Origin of the sequence: Amycolatopsis sp. FDAARGOS 1241 (assembly GCF_016889705.1) — a bacterium.
Taxonomy (GTDB): Bacteria; Actinomycetota; Actinomycetes; order Mycobacteriales; family Pseudonocardiaceae; genus Amycolatopsis.
The window spans coordinates 1,629,630-1,646,244 of record NZ_CP069526.1; the positions used below are offsets into that span (position 1 = coordinate 1,629,630).

Here is a 16,615-nt window from a genome sequence, read left to right on the forward strand (position 1 = left end):
CGACGGTGACCGCGCCGCTGCCGGTCGACCCGCTGAACCACGGCTGGCGCGATTACGGGGGCCGAGTCGGCTCCTGGCGGCCGCTTCGCGCGATCGACGAGCACGATGCCCGTCTCGGCGCTGCTGAACTCAGACGCGGCCGAGCGGTACCCCGAGATCGTCGCCGCCGGCCCCGCACGGGGCTGGGCCTTCCTGGGCCACGGCCGCACGAACAGCCGGCTGTGGACGGGAATGGACCTGGCCACGGAGCGGGCGGAGCTGATCGCCATCCGTGACGTGCCCACCGAGGCGACCGGGGCGGCCCCGCGGGGGTGGCTGGGGCCGGTGCTCACGCAGACCGAGCACACCGTCGACCTCCTCGCCGAGCTCGGGTTCACGTACTCGCTGGACTGGATCGCGGACGATTTCCCCTTCCCGGTCGAGGTTTCGTCCGGCGTGCCGTTCGCGTCCGTGCCGTACTCCATCGAAATCGACGACATCCCCGTGTTCGTCGATCAAGGGCTACCGCCGAGCGCGTTCACGCAGCTGGTCGCGGACCAGTTCGCGACGCTGCGCGAGCAATCAGCGGAACCGGGTGCGGTGTCCGCGCTGTCACTCCACCCGTTCCTGGTCGGTCAGCCCTTCCGCGCCAAGGCCCTGGCCGAGGCGCTCGCCGTGATCAGCGGCCACCCGGACGTGTGGTACGCGGACTCCGACCGGATCGCCGAGTGGTACCTCGCGGAAGGCCCCGCGGCCGACCGCCGGGAGATCGACCGGTTTCACGACCAGGGTTTCACGCCGTCACGGCGTCCCTCACTCCGAAGGGATATTCAATGGCAACGTCGCCCACTCCGGTGCGCGTGATCGCGACGGTCGTCCTCGCCGCGTGGACCGCGGCGGAGCAGGGGCGTCCAGGCCGGCGTCACGGGTCGGGTGGACCCGGTGTGGCCGGAGCGGCGTCATGAGCCGAACCCGGTGGTCCGCCGGCGCGCCTCGCAGCCCTGCTGGACAACGCCGGGGTGCCGGCGATCACCCGCAAGGTCCGTGATTTTCCGTGTGCCGCCCTCGAAATCATCGAGCTGAGCCGCGCGGCGAGCCGGTACGAGCTCGGCGACACGATGCCCTAGGCGATGTCGGCCGGCGAAGGGGAGGGGCCTGCGTGAGTTCGGAACTGCTCGATCAGCCGCTGTCCGTGCTCTCGGCGGTGGCGGCCGCTCGTGAGGTCAGCCCGGTGGAACTGGCGGACCACACGCTGACGCGCCTCGCCGCCTGGGAGCCTGAACTGCCCGCCTTCGCGACGGTGACCGCGGAGTCCTTCCTCGCGCAGGCCCGCGGTGATCGCGTCCTGGCGAAGATTCGGGCCCCTGCATGGAATCCCGGTCGCGGTGAAGGCTTCGTTCGACACTCGCGGAGTGCTGACCGCGGCCGGCTCCGCGGTGCGTGCGGACCACGTGCCGGACCGGGACGCGGCGGCCGTCGAGCGGGTGCTCGCGGCCGGACTGCCGATCGTGGGGAAGACCACCACGCACGAGTTCGCGCACGGTGGCACCACTCCCGGCACGGCCAACCCGTGGGACCTGACGAGGATCCCCGGCGGTTCCAGCGGCGGATCAGCTGCCGCCGTCGGCGCGGCATCGTGCACGTGGCGCTGGGGACGGACACCGCCGGTTCGGTCCGCATCTCGGCCGCGGTGTGCGGCGCCGTCGGGTTGAAACCGGCGTACGGCCGCGTTTCCCGGTTCGGGGTGACTCCGTTGTCGTGGGCGCTGGACCACGTCGGTGCGATCACGCGGAACGTCCAGGCCACCGCGTGGATCTTGGCGGTCCTCGCCGGCCCGGATCCTCGCGATACCGGCACCGCCGGGCCGTCAGCAGCGTTCCGCGCGCAGCCGGACGACGGCGTCACCGGCCTGCGCGTCGGGATCCCGGAGAACTACTTCACCGAACGCTGTGACCCCGGGCGGCCGCCACCGCGGCGGCGAGGCCGGCAGCTGCCGGAGCGGAGCTGATCCCCGTGGTGATCCCCGAACCGGATGCAATCCCGTCGTCGAGTGGATGCTGACCGCCGAGGCGAGCGCCTACCAGTCCCACACGCTGCGACGCACCCCCGACTTGTCCGGAGACGACGTCCGCCTGCTGACCGAGGTGGGCGAAGCGATCCTCGCCACCGACTACATCAACGCCCAGCGGCTGCGGACCGCGGTCCGCAGCCGGTTCAAGCAGCTGTTCGAGCGCATCGACTTCCTGCTGACCCCCACGGTCTCCGCACCCGCCGACCCGCGCTCCGACCCGTACATCCGCTGGCCTGATGGCCTCGTCGAGGGCGCGTCGGAGGCCTACACCCGCTTCTGCATCCCCGCAAACGTCACGGGCTTCCCCGCCCTGCAGCTCCCCGCCGGCCGCACGGAATCCGGACTGCCGCTTTGTGTGCAACTCCTCGGCCCCCCGTGCGCCGAGAACACGCTGCTCTCCGCCGGCCTCGCGATCGAACGTCAATCGTCCGCCGAACGACGCCTCCCACCTCCACCGCGACGGCCGGGAGTCGTCATCCGGTGAGACCGCCGGCGTGGCTACCCCGGCCGCCGTGATTCCGGGTGCTCGGGCGAAGTCAGGTAGGCCAGCGCCATCTCGGTCGTCTCGGCGGCCCATGTGGTCCAGGACAGGCCATCTCCCCAGAACCGCCGTGTGGCGGCGCGGTGCACACACGAGCCGATGATGGTTCGCGCGGCCATCCGCACCGCCGGCGCGCGATCCGGCCGCCGGACCTCATCGAGGCACGGCCGCGCGGCGTCGACGAGGGCCTGCTGGATCGCGGCCAGTGCTTGCAGGCCGCGTTCGCGTCCTTCGGCGCGCTGGCCGTCGAGCAACTCCGGGAAGATCCGGTCGTGGTGGGCGAAGGTGCCCGCCAGCGCCGCGGCGAACGCGCCGACGACCTCGCGCAGCCCAGGCGCCGACGAGCGAAGCGCTTCGCCCACGCTGGTCTCCAGCTGCCCGAGCAGTTGGTCTTTGACGGCGTACAGCAGCTGGTCCTTGCCCGAGAACCGGCGGTAGATCGCTCCCACCGACACGCCGGCCCGCTCGGCCACCGCCGCGACGGTGAACTCGTCGAAGCCACCGGCGGCCAGTACGTGCTCGGCGGCGGCCAGCACCTTCTGCAGGGACGCCCGGCTGCGAGCTTGCTGGGGAGGGCGAAAACCCTGCTCGACGATCTGCTCACTCACCGGCCGCACGTTACCTCCCGCCGCGGGGCGGCCAACGGTCCCGTGGAGGAGAATGATAATTTCCGTTCGCATTTGGCGGGTGGGCTGAAGGGGTGGGCGGCAGCACGGTGAGCGTCGAGGTGGAAGGTGCCTACGTCGATTTTCCGATCTTCGACGCCAAGACGCGCTCGCTCAAGAAGCGGGTGCTGGGCAAGGTCGGCGGCAAGATCGGCACGGCAGCGAAGGTGCCGATCATCGAGGCGCTGCAGGACATCACCTTGTCCCTGCGCGACGGCGACCGGGTCGGGCTGGTCGGGCACAACGGCGCCGGCAAGTCGACCCTCCTGCGGCTGCTGTCGGGCATCTACGAGCCGACCCGGGGCAGTACCCGCGTCGTCGGCCGGATTGCGCCGGTGTTCGACCTCGGGGTGGGCCTGGACCCGGAAGTGTCCGGCCGCGAGAACATCCTGATCCGTGGTCTGTTCCTCGGCATGACCCGCAAGCAGATGGAGAAGCGGGTCGAGGACATCGCGGAGTTCACCGAACTCGGCGACTACCTGCACCTGCCCCTGCGCACCTACTCCGCGGGTATGCGTGTGCGGCGCGCTCTCGGTGTGGTGACCACCATCGACCCCGAGATCCTCGTCCTCGACGAAGGCCTCGGCGCGGTCGACGCGGCGTTCATGGCCAAGGCACGCCAACGACTGGTGGACCTCGCTCGCCGCTCAGGTGTGCTGGTGTTCGCCTCCCACTCCGACGAACTGCTCACAGACCTGTGCACCAGCGCCTTCTGGATGGACGAAGGTCGCATCCGCATGAGCGGCTCCGTGCGTGAGGTCCTCACGACCTGCAAACGCGGGCGCCGCACCCTTGGCCAGACCGCGGAAGTCGCGACCCCCACCGACGACGCCCGCTGTTGACGACGGTCGCGCGCTGTTCGGATCAGCGCTCAACGCCGGTAAAAGGCCAACGACGTGAGCTTCGCGACCGAACCCGAGGCGAGCGGGGTTCCGTCGCGCATCCCGAGCAGCGTCGCCCCGCGACAGCTGACCGGAGGCTCACTGCTGCTCGTCGTCTCCCAGGCCGGCGTGTTCGAGGTCGAGCAGGCGCTGGATGCGGCGCCGGGTGGTGTCGGTGATGGTGCCGAGGTCGAAGAGCCTCGTGAGTTCGGCTGCTTCGACGTCGAGGGTTTCTCTCCGCAGCGCGCGGTAGGCGTCGTAGCGGGTGGTGTCGGCCGGTGCGGTGTCCTCGTCGAGGCGGATCCGGGCGATGCGGGCTCGCCAGCCGGCCTGGAGCTGGTCGAGCACGAAGGGCGGGGCGGATTCGGTTTCGGCGAGGTGCTCGAGGTGGCTCAGACCGGCTTCGGCGAGTCGCAGCCGGGCGCGGGTCTGCTCCTGCCGGACGTCGGCGGGGTCGAGGGCGATGCCGGACCGGCGGACGAGCGGCGCGAGCGTGAAGCCCTGCACGACGAGGGTGAGCACGATGACCGTGGTGGTCAGCAGGAGGACCAGGTCGCGGGAGGGCAGCAGGGCACCGTCGAGCGCGAAGACGGGGGGAGTGACAAGGCAGCGGCGAGCGGGACGACGCCCCGGGCTCCGGCCCACGAGACGACCGCGGGCACCTGCCACGAGATCCGCTGCCCACCGCGGCGTTGGCGCAGCGCGGAGAGCACGAACACCAGAACCAGCCGGACGAGCACGAGCGCCGCGGCGAGCGCGAGCCCTTGGAGCAGCCACCACGGACTGCTTCCGGCGACTCGCCGGACCAGGGCGGGCAGCTGGAGCCCGATCAGGGCGAAGACGACACTTTCGAGCAGGAACACGACGGTGTCGTAGACGGCGCCGACCTGGATCCGGATCCGTGCGGTGGTCAGCCGTTCCGCCTGCGTGCCGAGCAGTACGCTCGCGACGACGACCGCGGTCACGCCCGACCCGCCGACGGATTCGGCGAGCACGTACGCCGCGTAGGGCGTGACCAGGGAAACGACCGCTTCCAGTACCGGGTCCTCCGTGCGTCGCCGGATGATGAAGGCACCGGCCGCGATCAGCAGCCCGACGATCAGGCCGCCGCCGGCGAGCAGGGCGAACTCGCCCGCGGTCCGGCCCCAGGACACGGCGCCTCCGGCGACGACCATGAACAACGCGACACGGAACAGCAGGAGGCTGGTCGCGTCGTTGAAGAGGCTTTCGGCCTGAATGAGCGCCTGCACCCGGGGCGGCAGCGCGAGCCGGCGAGCCAGCGCGGTGACCGCGACCGGGTCGGTGCTGGCAAGGATCGCGCCGAGCACGAACGCCATGCCGACCGGCATCGGCGTCACCGCCACCGCGACGCCGACGACAGCCGCCGCCGACAGCAGCACCAGGCCGACCGCAAGCGTCGCGACCGGCCGGCCGACGGCGCGCAGGTCGCGCCACGGCAGTTCCTCACCGGCGGCGAAGAGCAGTGGAGGAAGCACGATCAGGCTGATCACGTCGGGTGTGGCGGTGATCGCGGGGACCCCGGGGAGCAGGCCCACGACCACCCCGGCGACCACGAGCAGGGACGGCGCGGGCACCCGGAGGCGGATCGCGAAGGTCGCGACGACGGTCGCGATCACAACCAGGAACAGCACTGTCTCGACCCCGCGCATGATCGGCCTCTCCTCGCCCGTTCCCGTTGCCGACCAGACTTCCCGGCGCATCCGGCGCAAACCCTACGGCAGTTGCGCGGTGGACGAGGAGCGGATTCGGCCCGCGCCGGGTGCGCCGGGCTCAACGGGCTGTCAAGTTCCGCCCGCACACCGTCAAAGAAGTGTGCTTCCCCGCTGCCGGCCGGTCGCGGCGAGACACACCGCTCGCTGCGCCGCGCGGCGGCACGGGAGAGGGTGGGACGTGAACGGCCTCGAATGCTCGGTGATGCTCATCGGTGTTTTCCTGCTGATCGTGCTCGCGCTCCGTGGCGCACAGCGGTGGCTGGGCACCGACCGACGGAACCAGACCCGCCGCAGGGCCGACCGCCGGTGACGGTCCTCCGGCACTCCGGGCCGGCTCGTGCGGGCGCGATCGGCGACCGGGCGTAGCCGTCAGCCCTCGGAAGCGGAGATCCCGCGGAACACCTCTTGGGCCGCGCGGACGCAACCGAGGATGTCGTGGGCGAGCTGCCCGGGCGGGCGGAGCGCTGCGGACTCGGTGATGCGCAGGTCGACGACCGCACCGTCGAGCGCGACCAGAGCCGAAACGGCGCCGTCGTGGCTGCTGTGGCTGATCAGCACGCTCGCGCCTCGGTGTCCGGGAATCCGGTTCGTGGTCTGGACGTCGGAGTCGGCTGGCATGGCGCTCCCGTCTGTGCTCGGCTCCTGTGACCATGGCCCTTGTGGATGCCCGGGGACGCGGCGGGCACAGCGCGTTGACGGTGGGACGGGCCTTCTTCGCGGGTTCCTTACGCCTGACCGAGGTGGCACCTCGGCACCGCGGAAATTATGGCGTGGCAGGGATAGCGCAAGTTCAGCGGCGCGCGCGGAATCCATTGTGGACGCACCAGAAAGCCACGTCATGCTCACCGAAGCACCGATGGCATCGGCTCCGAAACCGCGCGGCTGCGCGGGAACGCGGAGGAGGGGCTCAGCGGCCTACCAGCGGCTCGTCAACGCCCAGACCGCGTCGGCCGCGGTCGATCCGGAAGTGCTGGGGAAGCTGCGGCAGATCAGCGAACGCATGGCCCAGCGTCGGATGCACTTCCGTGGTGTGCCCGCGTGAAACCGTGGGCACACCACCGGCTCCACCCCGGCGCTCGGTTCGGTTGGTCGAACGGGATGACGTCAGGTGGTACCGTGCCTCGCCTGCGAGCCACCGGAACCCGCCATGGCGTGTTCCTCGTGCGAGCGCCGCACGTGTTCCTCCGGGGTGACGACCTTCGCGGGTGGCACCCACTCGAAGTACTTCGACGTGTTTTTCATCAGCACGAACGTCAGCGTGCCGAAGCAGAACGGCAGGGTGAGCGCGGGCAGGCCCCACGGCACGAAGATCGACCCGATGGCGCCGAACAGCAAGGCCGTGACGATCCCGCAGAGCACACCGAGGATGGCCGACCGCCAGGTCAGCACGTAGAAGACCCCGGCGATCGCCAGTACGGCGTCGAAGGAGTTGAAGCCCCACAGGCCGTTGTAGATCAGCACGCCGTCGGCGCCGAGGGCCATGCCGGTCAGCATCCCGACGGCCGAGCCGATCAGCGCGAAGAGCGCGGCGATGCGGGAGCAGAACGCGATCCCGACGATGATCAGCACACCGGCCAGGATGCTGTTGCAGAAGAACAGCTGGCCGATGCCGCGGAAGATCGCGTTGATCACCGCCACCACGTCCGTGTTGCCGATGGCGTCGGAGCTCGCTCGTAGTGAAGTCCGCACGCCGGGCCCGTTCACCTGGGGTGCCGCCGGGGCGATCGCGTCCCCGAGCCGCCCGCGGGTGAGGTGTAGGGCCGCGATCAGGAACGTCAGCGTGGTGATGTTGAACGCCAGCGTGAAGGGGGGCACTCCCCAGGCGCCGCCGAACGAGGCCGCGAGCGCGGCCATCAGGATGGACGACGCCGCGCTCAGCAGGATGATCCAGAGGATCACGATCCCGTCCCACGGCGGCGCGAGGAACAGGGCCAGGCCGAGCCCGGTGAGCACGCCGTTGAACCCGTAGAGCCCCGCGTGGATCGCGTCGCGGTCGAACCCGAGCGCCAGTGCGGCGAGGGTCGAGGCCAGCACGCCGACCGTGGCGCCGAATCCGAGCCACGGCTCCTGGAGCCAGGCGGCGAGCAGGATGAACGCGCCCGTGATCGGGCTGTTCATGAACACCACCTGCCCGATCCCGCGCAGACAGTATTCGATGAACCCGATCACGGGGACCTTCAGCGCTCGTTCGTCGACTTCGGGCATGGTGCCGTTGATCCATCGCCACGGCCCGTGGTGGCCGCGTTCCGGTGGTGCCGTTGTCATGACCGCCTCCTCCGGCGGGGTAGTACGTCGTCCGACGCGCCGTTCCGGGCGGGAGCCGGGGACTCCCGCCCGGTCACGGCGTCAGAAGCTCGCCGTCGGCACGCTCATTCCTTGTTGGACCTGCGCCGGGCCGCCGGCCGAAGGACGCACGTCGATGTCGAAGATCGCGGTGGGCAGGTACACCGTGGAGCACGAGTTGGGAATGTCGACCACGCCCGAGAGCCTGCCTTCGATCGGCGCCGAGCCGATGATCATGTACGCCTGGATCGCGCTGTAGCCGAACTTCTGCAGGTAGTCGATGGCGTGCAGGCAGGCCCGCTGGTACGACAGGTGCGAGTCCAGGTAGTGCTGGGTGCCGTCGAGCGTGACCGAGGTGCCGGAGAACGCGAGCCACTCGCTGTACTGCGGGCTCACGTTGCCGGGCATGAAAATCGCGTTCTCGGCGACGCCGTAGGTCTCCATGCCGCCCTTGATCAGGTCGACGTGCACGTCCATGAACCCGCCCATCTCGATGGCCCCGCAGAACGTGATCTCTCCGTCGCCCTGCGAGAAGTGCAGGTCACCCATGGAGAGTTTCGCCCCGTCGACGAAGACGGGGTAGAACACCCGGGTTCCCTTGGTGAAGTTCTTGATGTCCTGGTTCCCGCCGTTCTCACGCGGCGGTGCGGTGCGCGCGGCCTCGGCCGCGACCCGGTCGAAGTCGGCTCCGGTGAGGCTGCCGAGGATCGCCGAGTCCGGCAACGGGGGCAGCGCCAGCGGAGGCACCCGGTCGGGGTCGGTGTCGATCAGTGCCTGCTCGCGCGCGTTCCACTTGGCGAGCAGCTCGGCCGACGGAGCCGTGCCCATCAGTCCGGGGTGCACGATGCCGGTGTAGGCGACTCCCGGCACGTGCCGCGACGTGGCGATCCCGCCCCTGAAGTCCCAGATCACCTTGTACGCGTCGGGGAACCACTCCGTGAGGAAGCCGCCGCCGTTCTTGGTGGCGAAAACCCCGGTGTAGCCCCAGCCTTGGCCGGCCAGGGGGCCCGAGTCCTCCTGCGGGATCGGGCCGACGTCGAGGATGTCGACGATGAGGAGGTCACCCGGCTGGGCCCCTTCTACGGCGATTGGCCCGCTCAGCACGTGGACGCTGGGCAGCGGTGCGTTCAGCACGTCCTCGGCCGAATCGTCGTTGTGGATGGCGCCGTCGAACCATTCGCGGCAGTCCACGCGGAAGGAGTCGCCCGGCTTGACCTGGACCTGTGCGGGAATGTCCCCGTGCCACCGGTTGTGGCCGACAATTTCCTGATCAGAGAATTTCTTCGAAGAATCGAGTGAGAAAACAACTTGCGGCATGGCCTCTCCCGAACGGCTTGGTTGGTGACCCGACCGGCACTGGTGGTGCTGAACACCTCCGCAACGTGGAGCGTGGTGGCTCCGCAGAGCACCCCGGGCATCAGCCGCAAGTTCTTCTCCGCCAGCCCAGCAAGCGGGCCATTGCCCGGCAGGGACGCCGGCTGGGCCGCGTGCGCCTACGGTCTAGGTAGGCGTTGCAGAGCGGGGTTCGACGCTGTCGCCGGCCTCCGCGTCCGGCCATGAGCAGGTGGAACTGCTGTCACCACAGCCGGTTCGTCGCGGGTTTTCTCCGCGCGGTCGATTTCGGTGACCAGCTCACGGGGCGCCAGGGCGAGCATCGGCGCGGAGTAGCTCCGCGCCGCCTCGCCGCCACACTCCGGGCACGTCCACCGCGGCGTGGCCGCCCCCATCGGCAGGCGCACCTCGAAAACGCCGTCCTGGTCGCATCGATATTGGTACGTCGCCATGGGTCGCAGCCTCCCTACTGCTCGCTCATTCCCCGAAGTCAGGCCCCCCGGCGCATCGTCAGCAACTCGAGCCGAAGAGCGGGAAATCAGGACAATAAATTACGCTACCAGTCAATTTATGCAGGCACAACGCGGCTCTTTGATCGAAAAACGACTGTGCGCAGCGAGACCATTTATCCACGTGCGGTGACGGATGCGGCTTCGCGGCGGCCGGCGTCCGGGCGGGCCTGAGCTTCGTCGTCGTGTGTCGGCACACCACCCGTTTTCGCGCGACGTCCGGTGTACGGGATTTGTTCACTCCTTGGGCACCAGCCCGGCACCCGCGTCCTGCACGCTCGCTCGGGTTTGGGCGACAGAACGGACGGGACGGACGGATGGCGACGTTTTCCCTGGATCGGCGGCGGTTCCTCACGCTGGCCGGAGGCACGGTCGGTGCCGTGGCACTGGGTGCCGGGCAGCAGGCGGAGGCCGCCGAGCTCGATCCGGCGCCCTTCACCCTGGGCGTGGCTTCCGGCGAGCCCGATCACACGAGCGTGGTGCTGTGGACCCGGCTCGCCCCCGACCCGCTGAACGCGCAGACGGGCGGCATGCCGGCCGCGCCGGTCGAGGTGGCGTGGGAACTCGCGCGCGACGCCGGGTTCCGCCACGTGCTCGCCCGCGGCGCGGTCACCGCGGTGCCCGAATCGGCGCACACCGTGCACGTGCTCGCGACCGACCTGGCACCGGATCGCTGGTACTGGTACCGGTTCACCGCGGACGGCGTCCGCAGCCGCACCGGCCGCACCCGCACGCTGCCGGCGCCGGGCGCGAAGCCGGACGCGATGCGGTTCGCGTTCGCGTCGTGCCAGTCGTGGGCCGGCGGGCCGTACCCGGCCTACCGGGACATGGCCGAGCAGGACCTCGACTTCGTGGTGCACCTCGGCGACTACATCTACGAGACCACGGGCGGCAGCCTCGCGGAGTTCCGTCGGCTGCACGCGCTCTACAAGACCTCGCCCGACCTGCGCGCGGCGCACGCTCGTTTCCCGTTCTTCCTTACCTGGGACGACCACGAGGTCCAGAACAACTACGCCGGCGACGTCGCGGGCGGTGCGGGGGACGGCCGGCCGTTCCTCGAGCGGCGCGCCAACGGCTACCAGGCGTACTACGAGCACCTGCCGATGCGCCCCGAGCAGCAGGCTCACGGCCCGGATGCGCTGATGTACCGGCGGATGCGCTTCGGCCGGCTCGCCGAGTTCAGCATCCTCGACACCCGCCAGTACCGCTCCGACCAGGCGCTGGGCGACGGCCGCAAGGAGCCGGCCGGCGAGGTGTTCGACCCCGGGCGCACGCTCACCGGCCCGGAGCAGGAGCGCTGGCTGCTCGACGGGCTCGCCGCGTCGAAGGCCACCTGGAACGTGCTCGCGCAGCAGACGATCATGGCGCAGTTCGACTACGACCTCGGGCCAGGCAAGATCGTCAACTTGGACCAGTGGGACGGCTACCCGCCGGCCCGTGCGCGCATCCTCGATTTCCTCGCCCGCGAGCGGCCCGCCAACCCGGTGGTGCTGAGCGGCGACTGGCACACGCACTGGGTCAACGACCTCAAGACCGACTTCGACGACCCGCGTTCGCCGGTGATCGCCACCGAGTTCGTGGGCACGTCGATCTCGTCCGGGGCCGGCTGGGACGCCGACGTCCGCCTCGGCCTGGCGGCGAACCCGCACGTCAAGTTCTACAACGGGACCTACCGCGGGTACGTGCGCTGCGAGGTCACGCCTGAGAAGTGGCGCAGCGACCTGCGGATCGTGCTCAACGCGAGCGACGCCGCCTCGCCCGCCTACACCATCGCGGCCTACGAAGTGCGCGATGGCGTGCCGGGTGCCTACCGCGTCGACGACGGCGACGGCTTGGCCGGCGTCGTCACGGACCGGGGGAGCGGCAAGCCGCTGCCGAACGTCGAGATCGCCGTGCACCGCGAAGACGGCTCGCGGCTCGTCGCCGTCACGACCAACCCTGCCGGCGAGTACGTCGCCTTCGCCCCGCCCGGCGCGTTCACCGTGCGCGTGAACGGGGTCGGCTATGACCTCGCGAGCGCTCCGGTGCGCATCGGCGAGTCCGGTGGGTCCACAGTGGATTTCCGGCTCACGCGATCGGTGGCGGCGGCGGCGAAGGGCCGGACGGTGCCGGGCCCGATCTCGCAGGCGACGGCGTCGGACATCGTGCTCGCCAACGACCTGCTGGCACTGGCGATCTCGGCCGGCAGCACTGACTCGCAGCTGCCCGGCGTCACGCTCGGCAAACCGCTCGACCTCGCCGCCGTCGGGCACCTCGACCAGCTGGACTGGATGAACCTGCCGTACGCCTCGGCGGCGCAGCCCCGCGGCGGCAACGCGTGGCAGCAGCTGACCGTGCGGGCCACGACCGTCGAACTGGTCTCGCCCACCGAGGTCCGCGTGAGCGGCGCGAGCACCGCGGTGGCGGACATCGGCGTGGTGACCACGTTCGGCGTGCGCACCGGCGAGCCGTGGGTCCGCGCCACGACGGTGTTCACCAACACGGGCACCGCCGCCCGCACGTTCTGGCTCGGCGACGTCGTCGACCACGACGGCACCGGCCAGCGCAGCGGCGTCGCCGGCCACGGCACCATCACGGCGTCGGCTCCCGCCGACTTCACCCCCACCGCCCCGTGGCTCGGCATGACCGGCTCCGACCGCCAGACCTACGGCCTCCTCTACGACGAGCCCGGCTTCACTGTCTACGCGTGCGGCATCTGGGCCATGACGCAACGGCAGATCACCCTCGCCCCCGGCGCTGCTTTCACCCTGGCCCGCCGCATCGCCGCCGTCGACAACGGCGGTGCGGCCGACCCGTTCGCCGTGCTCGCCGCCCTCTGACCGCCGGGTGGCGGGTGGCCCGGGACCCGGCCACCCGCCACCTGCCCGAAGCCGGCCCACGCGAAGCTGCGGGGACGCTGGAGGTCAGCCTCAGCCGAGGGGGTTGAGGACGAGGTACCCGTCGAGCCGGCTGATCCGGCCGGTGTCGGGGTCCGGCGGCAGGTGGTGACCGAGGTTCTCGGAGCGGACTTCACCGATCCACTGGTCGTGCTGGTATTCGTGGTTGATCAGCGCGACCAGCAGGTGCTGTGCGACGACGGTGAGCTGGCCGGGGGAGCCGACGCGGCCGTCGGCGATGGCGCCGAGGCGGGCGTGGACCCGTTCCGCGACCGTCTCCCGGAACGCGGTGAGCCGCTCGATCGTCGGCAGTGCGCCGCGGAACTGTTCGGGGTTGGCCGAGTCCATCAGCCCGTCCAGTTCGGGGTCAGGGCTCGGCTCAGCGGCGGTCAGGTTGCGGACCATGAAGTGGGCCACGTGAGCTTGGTGGCCGAGGTGCCAGCCGATCGCGCTGGAGTTCTCGTGCGGGCGCCAGGTCACCTCGTCGGGGGTGAGGTCCTTCCACAGCAGGTCGGTGTAGCCGCGCGCCCGGTCGTACTCGCGGAGCAGTTCTGTGACTTCGTGGATCGTGATCACCTCGGGTGTGTGGGATTCGCGGAACGCGTGGGTGCGTCGGGTCGCGTAAAGCGCGGGCCGCCGATCAGCCGGCAAGCGGGGCGCCTTCGAGCTGCCCGGCGTTGCTCGGTGCTGTTTCCGTCGACGCCCAGTGCGGGCGGTCGCCGAGCACGGGATGCCGATGAACCGGGTGCTCGAAGAGCGCGTTCCAGGTTGCATGGTGCTCGTGCTGCCCGGCAAGAAGCGTAAACTCACTCCCCAGCGCACCTGCGCCCGGCGGTGGGGCTCGCCGGACCCGAACCGCGGTTCCGGCCGCCGACAGTCCCTACTTGGTCCACGATCCCAGCGATAACAGGTTGGGGTGCGCGCCCGTGACAACTCTGGCCCGGCCGCTCGGCGGCCCACCCGGAACGGCTCCGCGCGCCGGCGCCGACCATTGGGCACGCGCCGAGCTGTCGGAACGCGGCAGCGTCCTCGGCCTCCTCACCGGCGTCGTCCAGGTGTCCTGAGCTCGCCGCAAGCCGTCATCGACACCCGCGAAAGGAGACAGGAGAACATGTTCACCAACGCCGACGAGATCCTGCGCTTCGTCGCCGACGAGGAAGTCCGGTTCATCGACATCCAGTTCTGCGACCTGCCTGGCATCATGCAGCACTTCACCGTCCCGGCCGCCTCCTTCGAAGCGGATTCCTTCACCGACGGGCTCGCCTTCGACGGCTCCTCGGTCCGCGGGTTCCAGTCCATCCACGAGTCGGACATGCTGCTGCTTCCCGACCCGGTCACCGCCCGCGTCGACCCGTTCCGCGCCCAGAAGACCCTCGCGATGAACTTCTTCGTGCACGATCCGTTCACGCACGAGGCGTACAGCCGCGACCCGCGCAACATCGCCCGCAAGGCCGAGCAGTACATCGCCGAATCCAGCATCGCGGACCGGGCGTTCTTCGGGCCGGAGGCCGAGTTCTACATCTTCGACTCCGTCCGGTTCGACTTCACGGAGAACGGTGCTTTCCACGAGGTCGACTCGATCGAGGGCTGGTGGAACACCGGCGCCGACGAAGCCGGCGGGAACCAGGGTTACAAGACCCCGTACAAGGGCGGCTACTTCCCTGTGCCACCACTCGATCACTTCGCCGACCTGCGCGACCGGATGGTGCGCAACCTGGCCGACGTCGGGATCGAGGTCGAGAAGGCCCACCACGAGGTCGGCAGCGGCGGCCAGGCCGAGATCAACTACAAATTCAACACCCTCCTGCACGCCGCGGACGACCTGCAGCTGTTCAAGTACATCGTGAAGAACACCGGCTGGGCGGCCGGCAAGTCCGTCACCTTCATGCCCAAGCCGCTCTTCGGTGACAACGGTTCCGGCATGCACTGCCACCAATCCCTGTGGGACGAGAACGGGCCCCTCTTCTACGACGAAACCGGTTACGGCGGCCTGTCCGACATCGGGCGGCACTACGTCGGCGGCATCCTGCACCACGCGCCGAGCCTGCTGGCTTTCACCAACCCGACGGTGAACTCCTACCACCGCCTCGTCCCCGGCTACGAGGCACCGATCAACCTCGTGTACTCCCAGCGCAACCGCTCCGCCTGCGTCCGCATCCCGATCACCGGCAGCAGCCCCAAGGCCAAGCGCATCGAGTTCCGCTGCCCCGACTCCTCCGGCAACCCCTACCTCGCGTTCGCCGCGATGGTGATGGCCGGACTCGACGGGATCCGCAACAAGATCGAGCCGGCGGAGCCGATCGACAAGGATCTCTACGAACTCCCGCCCGAGGAAGCTCGCGGGGTCGCCCAAGTCCCCGGATCACTGGACGCGGTGATCGACCGGTTGGAAACCGACCACGAGTTCCTCCTCAAAGGTGGCGTGTTCACGCCGGACGTGATCGAGACCTGGATCGACTTCAAGCGCGAGCACGAAATCGACCCGCTGCGGTTGCGCCCGCACCCGTTCGAATTCGCGTTGTACTACGACGTGTGAGGGGTGACCGGGATCGGCTCGCGGCCGATGAAAAACTGTTGGCCGCGAGGACCCGGCTCGGCTGCGGGCCGGGCGTAGCGTCGTCCTGTGGTGCGGACCCGGCGCAGCCGCGGTGCGGCCGCCGGTACCGATCTTGCCCACCGATCGGAGGCCGCGATGACCTTTCCCGAGGACTACCTGCATCCGGTGGGCCGCGGCGCGTTCTTCATCGAACACCAGCATCGGCACCCGCGGGTTGACAGGTCCGTCTACATCGCCCCGACAGCCGTGTTGTGCGGGGAGGTGACCGTCGGGCCGCACAGCCGGGTCCTCTTCGGCGCCGTGCTCACCGCGGAGGGAGGTCCGGTCGAGATGGGCGCGCACTGCGTGGTCATGGAGCACGCGGTGCTGCGGGGCTCCCGGCGCCATCCGGTTCGGCTCGGGGATCACGTGCTGGTCGGGCCGCACACCCACCTCAGCGGGTGCGTCATCGACAGCAACGCGCGAGTCGCGACCGGTGCGATGATCTACAACGGTGCGCGCATCGGGTCCGGCGCCGATGTCGAGGCCGGCGCCGTGGTGCACGTGAACACCGTGGTACCGCCGGAAACAGTGGTGCCGATCGGCTGGTTCGCCGGTGGCGACCCGGTCCAGCTGATCCCGCCGCAGCAGTGGGAACGCATCTCCGCGGTGATGGAACCGCTCAACTACCGGGGAACCGTCTTCGGCGTGACCGAGGCGCCGGACGAACCGGCGATGACCCGGATCGCGCAACGCTACGCGCGGGCGCTCGCCTTGCACCGCTACGACGAGAACGTCAGCCCGGAACTGCTCGGCGAGCCGAGGGACCGGGTGTGACCAGGCAGGCTCCCGATGAATCTTCCGGCGTGACCGGCCTTGGGGTGCCATCCGCGACGCCGGGAACGTCCGTGCGAGCGGAGACGTCGGCGTCCTCTAAGCCGCGAGGGTGGCTGCTCGGACGCCGACGGTTGAGCCGTTCAACCGCCCGTGGACCAGGTTGCCGCGGACATCGGCACTGAGGTGACCGTGTTGTGGGGCGAGGACCCGAATTCGACCAAACCGGGTGTCGAACGCCACCGCCAGGTAGGGATCCGGGCCACCGTCGCGCCCGCCCCGTACGTGCAGGAAGTCCGCGACAGCTACCGCAAATCCTGACTTGCCCCGTGTCACCACCCCGGCCGCGGTGGTGACCTGGATCGAGCAGCGACG

The 16,615-nt window shown here is 70.0% G+C and carries 18 protein-coding genes and 1 pseudogene; 11 read left to right on the forward strand and 8 right to left on the reverse strand.

What is annotated here, in order from left to right:
* The first annotated feature begins 105 nt into the window (after positions 1 to 105).
* The 3 genes and pseudogenes from I6J71_RS08020 (at position 106) to I6J71_RS08035 (ending at position 2,534) form a co-directional block, all read left to right on the forward strand.
* On the forward strand, positions 106 to 843 hold the full coding sequence (locus I6J71_RS08020) for a polysaccharide deacetylase family protein (RefSeq protein ID WP_204094146.1): 738 nt from the start codon (positions 106 to 108) through the stop codon (positions 841 to 843).
* 548 nt (positions 844 to 1,391) lie between these two features.
* Positions 1,392 to 1,987 (forward strand): annotated as a pseudogene (locus I6J71_RS08030) (amidase family protein).
* 46 nt (positions 1,988 to 2,033) lie between these two features.
* Complete coding sequence (locus I6J71_RS08035) at positions 2,034 to 2,534, forward strand: amidase family protein (protein ID WP_204094149.1); 501 nt, start codon at positions 2,034 to 2,036, stop codon at positions 2,532 to 2,534.
* A 14-nt stretch (positions 2,535 to 2,548) separates the two neighbouring features.
* On the opposite strand, the gene I6J71_RS08040 is transcribed toward I6J71_RS08035, so the two are convergent.
* The gene (locus I6J71_RS08040; protein WP_204094150.1) at positions 2,549 to 3,199 is read right to left on the reverse strand and encodes a TetR/AcrR family transcriptional regulator; all 651 of its coding nucleotides are present in this window, start codon (positions 3,197 to 3,199) and stop codon (positions 2,549 to 2,551) included.
* 107 nt (positions 3,200 to 3,306) lie between these two features.
* On the opposite strand from I6J71_RS08040, the gene I6J71_RS08045 reads away from it, so the two are divergent.
* Positions 3,307 to 4,098: an ABC transporter ATP-binding protein gene (locus tag I6J71_RS08045; protein WP_204094151.1), complete on the forward strand. Its 792-nt coding sequence runs from the start codon at positions 3,307 to 3,309 to the stop codon at positions 4,096 to 4,098.
* Between the two features lie 138 nt (positions 4,099 to 4,236).
* Here I6J71_RS08045 and I6J71_RS47805 read toward each other — a convergent pair whose 3' ends face one another.
* Both I6J71_RS47805 and I6J71_RS08050 read right to left on the reverse strand, forming a co-directional pair.
* Entirely contained in the window at positions 4,237 to 4,659 is a 423-nt protein-coding gene (locus tag I6J71_RS47805) for a hypothetical protein (protein WP_239154515.1), read from the reverse strand.
* Positions 4,660 to 4,673: 14 nt separating this feature from the next.
* Entirely contained in the window at positions 4,674 to 5,807 is a 1,134-nt protein-coding gene (locus I6J71_RS08050) for a sodium:proton antiporter (protein WP_239154517.1), read from the reverse strand.
* A 241-nt stretch (positions 5,808 to 6,048) separates the two neighbouring features.
* Here I6J71_RS08050 and I6J71_RS49695 point away from each other — a divergent pair, with 241 nt between their 5' ends.
* The gene (locus tag I6J71_RS49695) at positions 6,049 to 6,180 is read left to right on the forward strand and encodes a hypothetical protein (RefSeq protein ID WP_255570802.1); all 132 of its coding nucleotides are present in this window, start codon (positions 6,049 to 6,051) and stop codon (positions 6,178 to 6,180) included.
* Positions 6,181 to 6,239: 59 nt separating this feature from the next.
* On the opposite strand, the gene I6J71_RS08055 is transcribed toward I6J71_RS49695, so the two are convergent.
* On the reverse strand, positions 6,240 to 6,488 hold the full coding sequence (locus I6J71_RS08055) for a hypothetical protein (RefSeq protein ID WP_204094152.1): 249 nt from the start codon (positions 6,486 to 6,488) through the stop codon (positions 6,240 to 6,242).
* Positions 6,489 to 6,684: 196 nt separating this feature from the next.
* Here I6J71_RS08055 and I6J71_RS08060 point away from each other — a divergent pair, with 196 nt between their 5' ends.
* Positions 6,685 to 6,912 (forward strand): hypothetical protein, encoded by a 228-nt coding sequence (locus I6J71_RS08060; protein WP_204094153.1) that lies wholly within the window; start codon positions 6,685 to 6,687, stop codon positions 6,910 to 6,912.
* A gap of 62 nt (positions 6,913 to 6,974) precedes the next feature.
* On the opposite strand, the gene I6J71_RS08065 is transcribed toward I6J71_RS08060, so the two are convergent.
* The 3 genes from I6J71_RS08065 to I6J71_RS08075 form a co-directional block, all read right to left on the reverse strand.
* Positions 6,975 to 8,135, reverse strand: coding sequence for an urea transporter (locus I6J71_RS08065; protein WP_204094154.1), 1,161 nt, complete (start codon positions 8,133 to 8,135; stop codon positions 6,975 to 6,977).
* Positions 8,136 to 8,216: 81 nt separating this feature from the next.
* Positions 8,217 to 9,470, reverse strand: a complete 1,254-nt coding sequence (fmdA, locus tag I6J71_RS08070) for a formamidase (RefSeq protein WP_204094155.1) — start codon at positions 9,468 to 9,470, stop codon at positions 8,217 to 8,219.
* Between the two features lie 176 nt (positions 9,471 to 9,646).
* The gene (locus tag I6J71_RS08075) at positions 9,647 to 9,937 is read right to left on the reverse strand and encodes an FmdB family zinc ribbon protein (RefSeq protein WP_204094156.1); all 291 of its coding nucleotides are present in this window, start codon (positions 9,935 to 9,937) and stop codon (positions 9,647 to 9,649) included.
* Between the two features lie 374 nt (positions 9,938 to 10,311).
* Here I6J71_RS08075 and I6J71_RS08080 point away from each other — a divergent pair, with 374 nt between their 5' ends.
* On the forward strand, positions 10,312 to 12,813 hold the full coding sequence (locus I6J71_RS08080) for an alkaline phosphatase D family protein (RefSeq protein ID WP_204094157.1): 2,502 nt from the start codon (positions 10,312 to 10,314) through the stop codon (positions 12,811 to 12,813).
* 90 nt (positions 12,814 to 12,903) lie between these two features.
* Here the strand turns inward: I6J71_RS08080 and I6J71_RS08085 are convergent, their stop codons facing one another.
* Entirely contained in the window at positions 12,904 to 13,446 is a 543-nt protein-coding gene (locus I6J71_RS08085) for a DinB family protein (RefSeq protein WP_239154519.1), read from the reverse strand.
* Positions 13,447 to 13,796: 350 nt separating this feature from the next.
* Here I6J71_RS08085 and I6J71_RS08090 point away from each other — a divergent pair, with 350 nt between their 5' ends.
* The 4 genes from I6J71_RS08090 to I6J71_RS08105 all read left to right on the forward strand — a co-directional run bounded on the left by I6J71_RS08090 (position 13,797) and on the right by I6J71_RS08105 (position 16,561).
* On the forward strand, positions 13,797 to 13,934 hold the full coding sequence (locus tag I6J71_RS08090; RefSeq protein WP_204094158.1) for a hypothetical protein: 138 nt from the start codon (positions 13,797 to 13,799) through the stop codon (positions 13,932 to 13,934).
* Between the two features lie 47 nt (positions 13,935 to 13,981).
* Positions 13,982 to 15,406 (forward strand): type I glutamate--ammonia ligase, encoded by a 1,425-nt coding sequence (gene glnA / locus I6J71_RS08095; RefSeq protein WP_204094159.1) that lies wholly within the window; start codon positions 13,982 to 13,984, stop codon positions 15,404 to 15,406.
* Between the two features lie 156 nt (positions 15,407 to 15,562).
* On the forward strand, positions 15,563 to 16,243 hold the full coding sequence (locus I6J71_RS08100) for a gamma carbonic anhydrase family protein (protein WP_204094160.1): 681 nt from the start codon (positions 15,563 to 15,565) through the stop codon (positions 16,241 to 16,243).
* Positions 16,244 to 16,393: 150 nt separating this feature from the next.
* Complete coding sequence (locus I6J71_RS08105) at positions 16,394 to 16,561, forward strand: hypothetical protein (protein ID WP_239154521.1); 168 nt, start codon at positions 16,394 to 16,396, stop codon at positions 16,559 to 16,561.
* Positions 16,562 to 16,615: the final 54 nt, after the last annotated feature.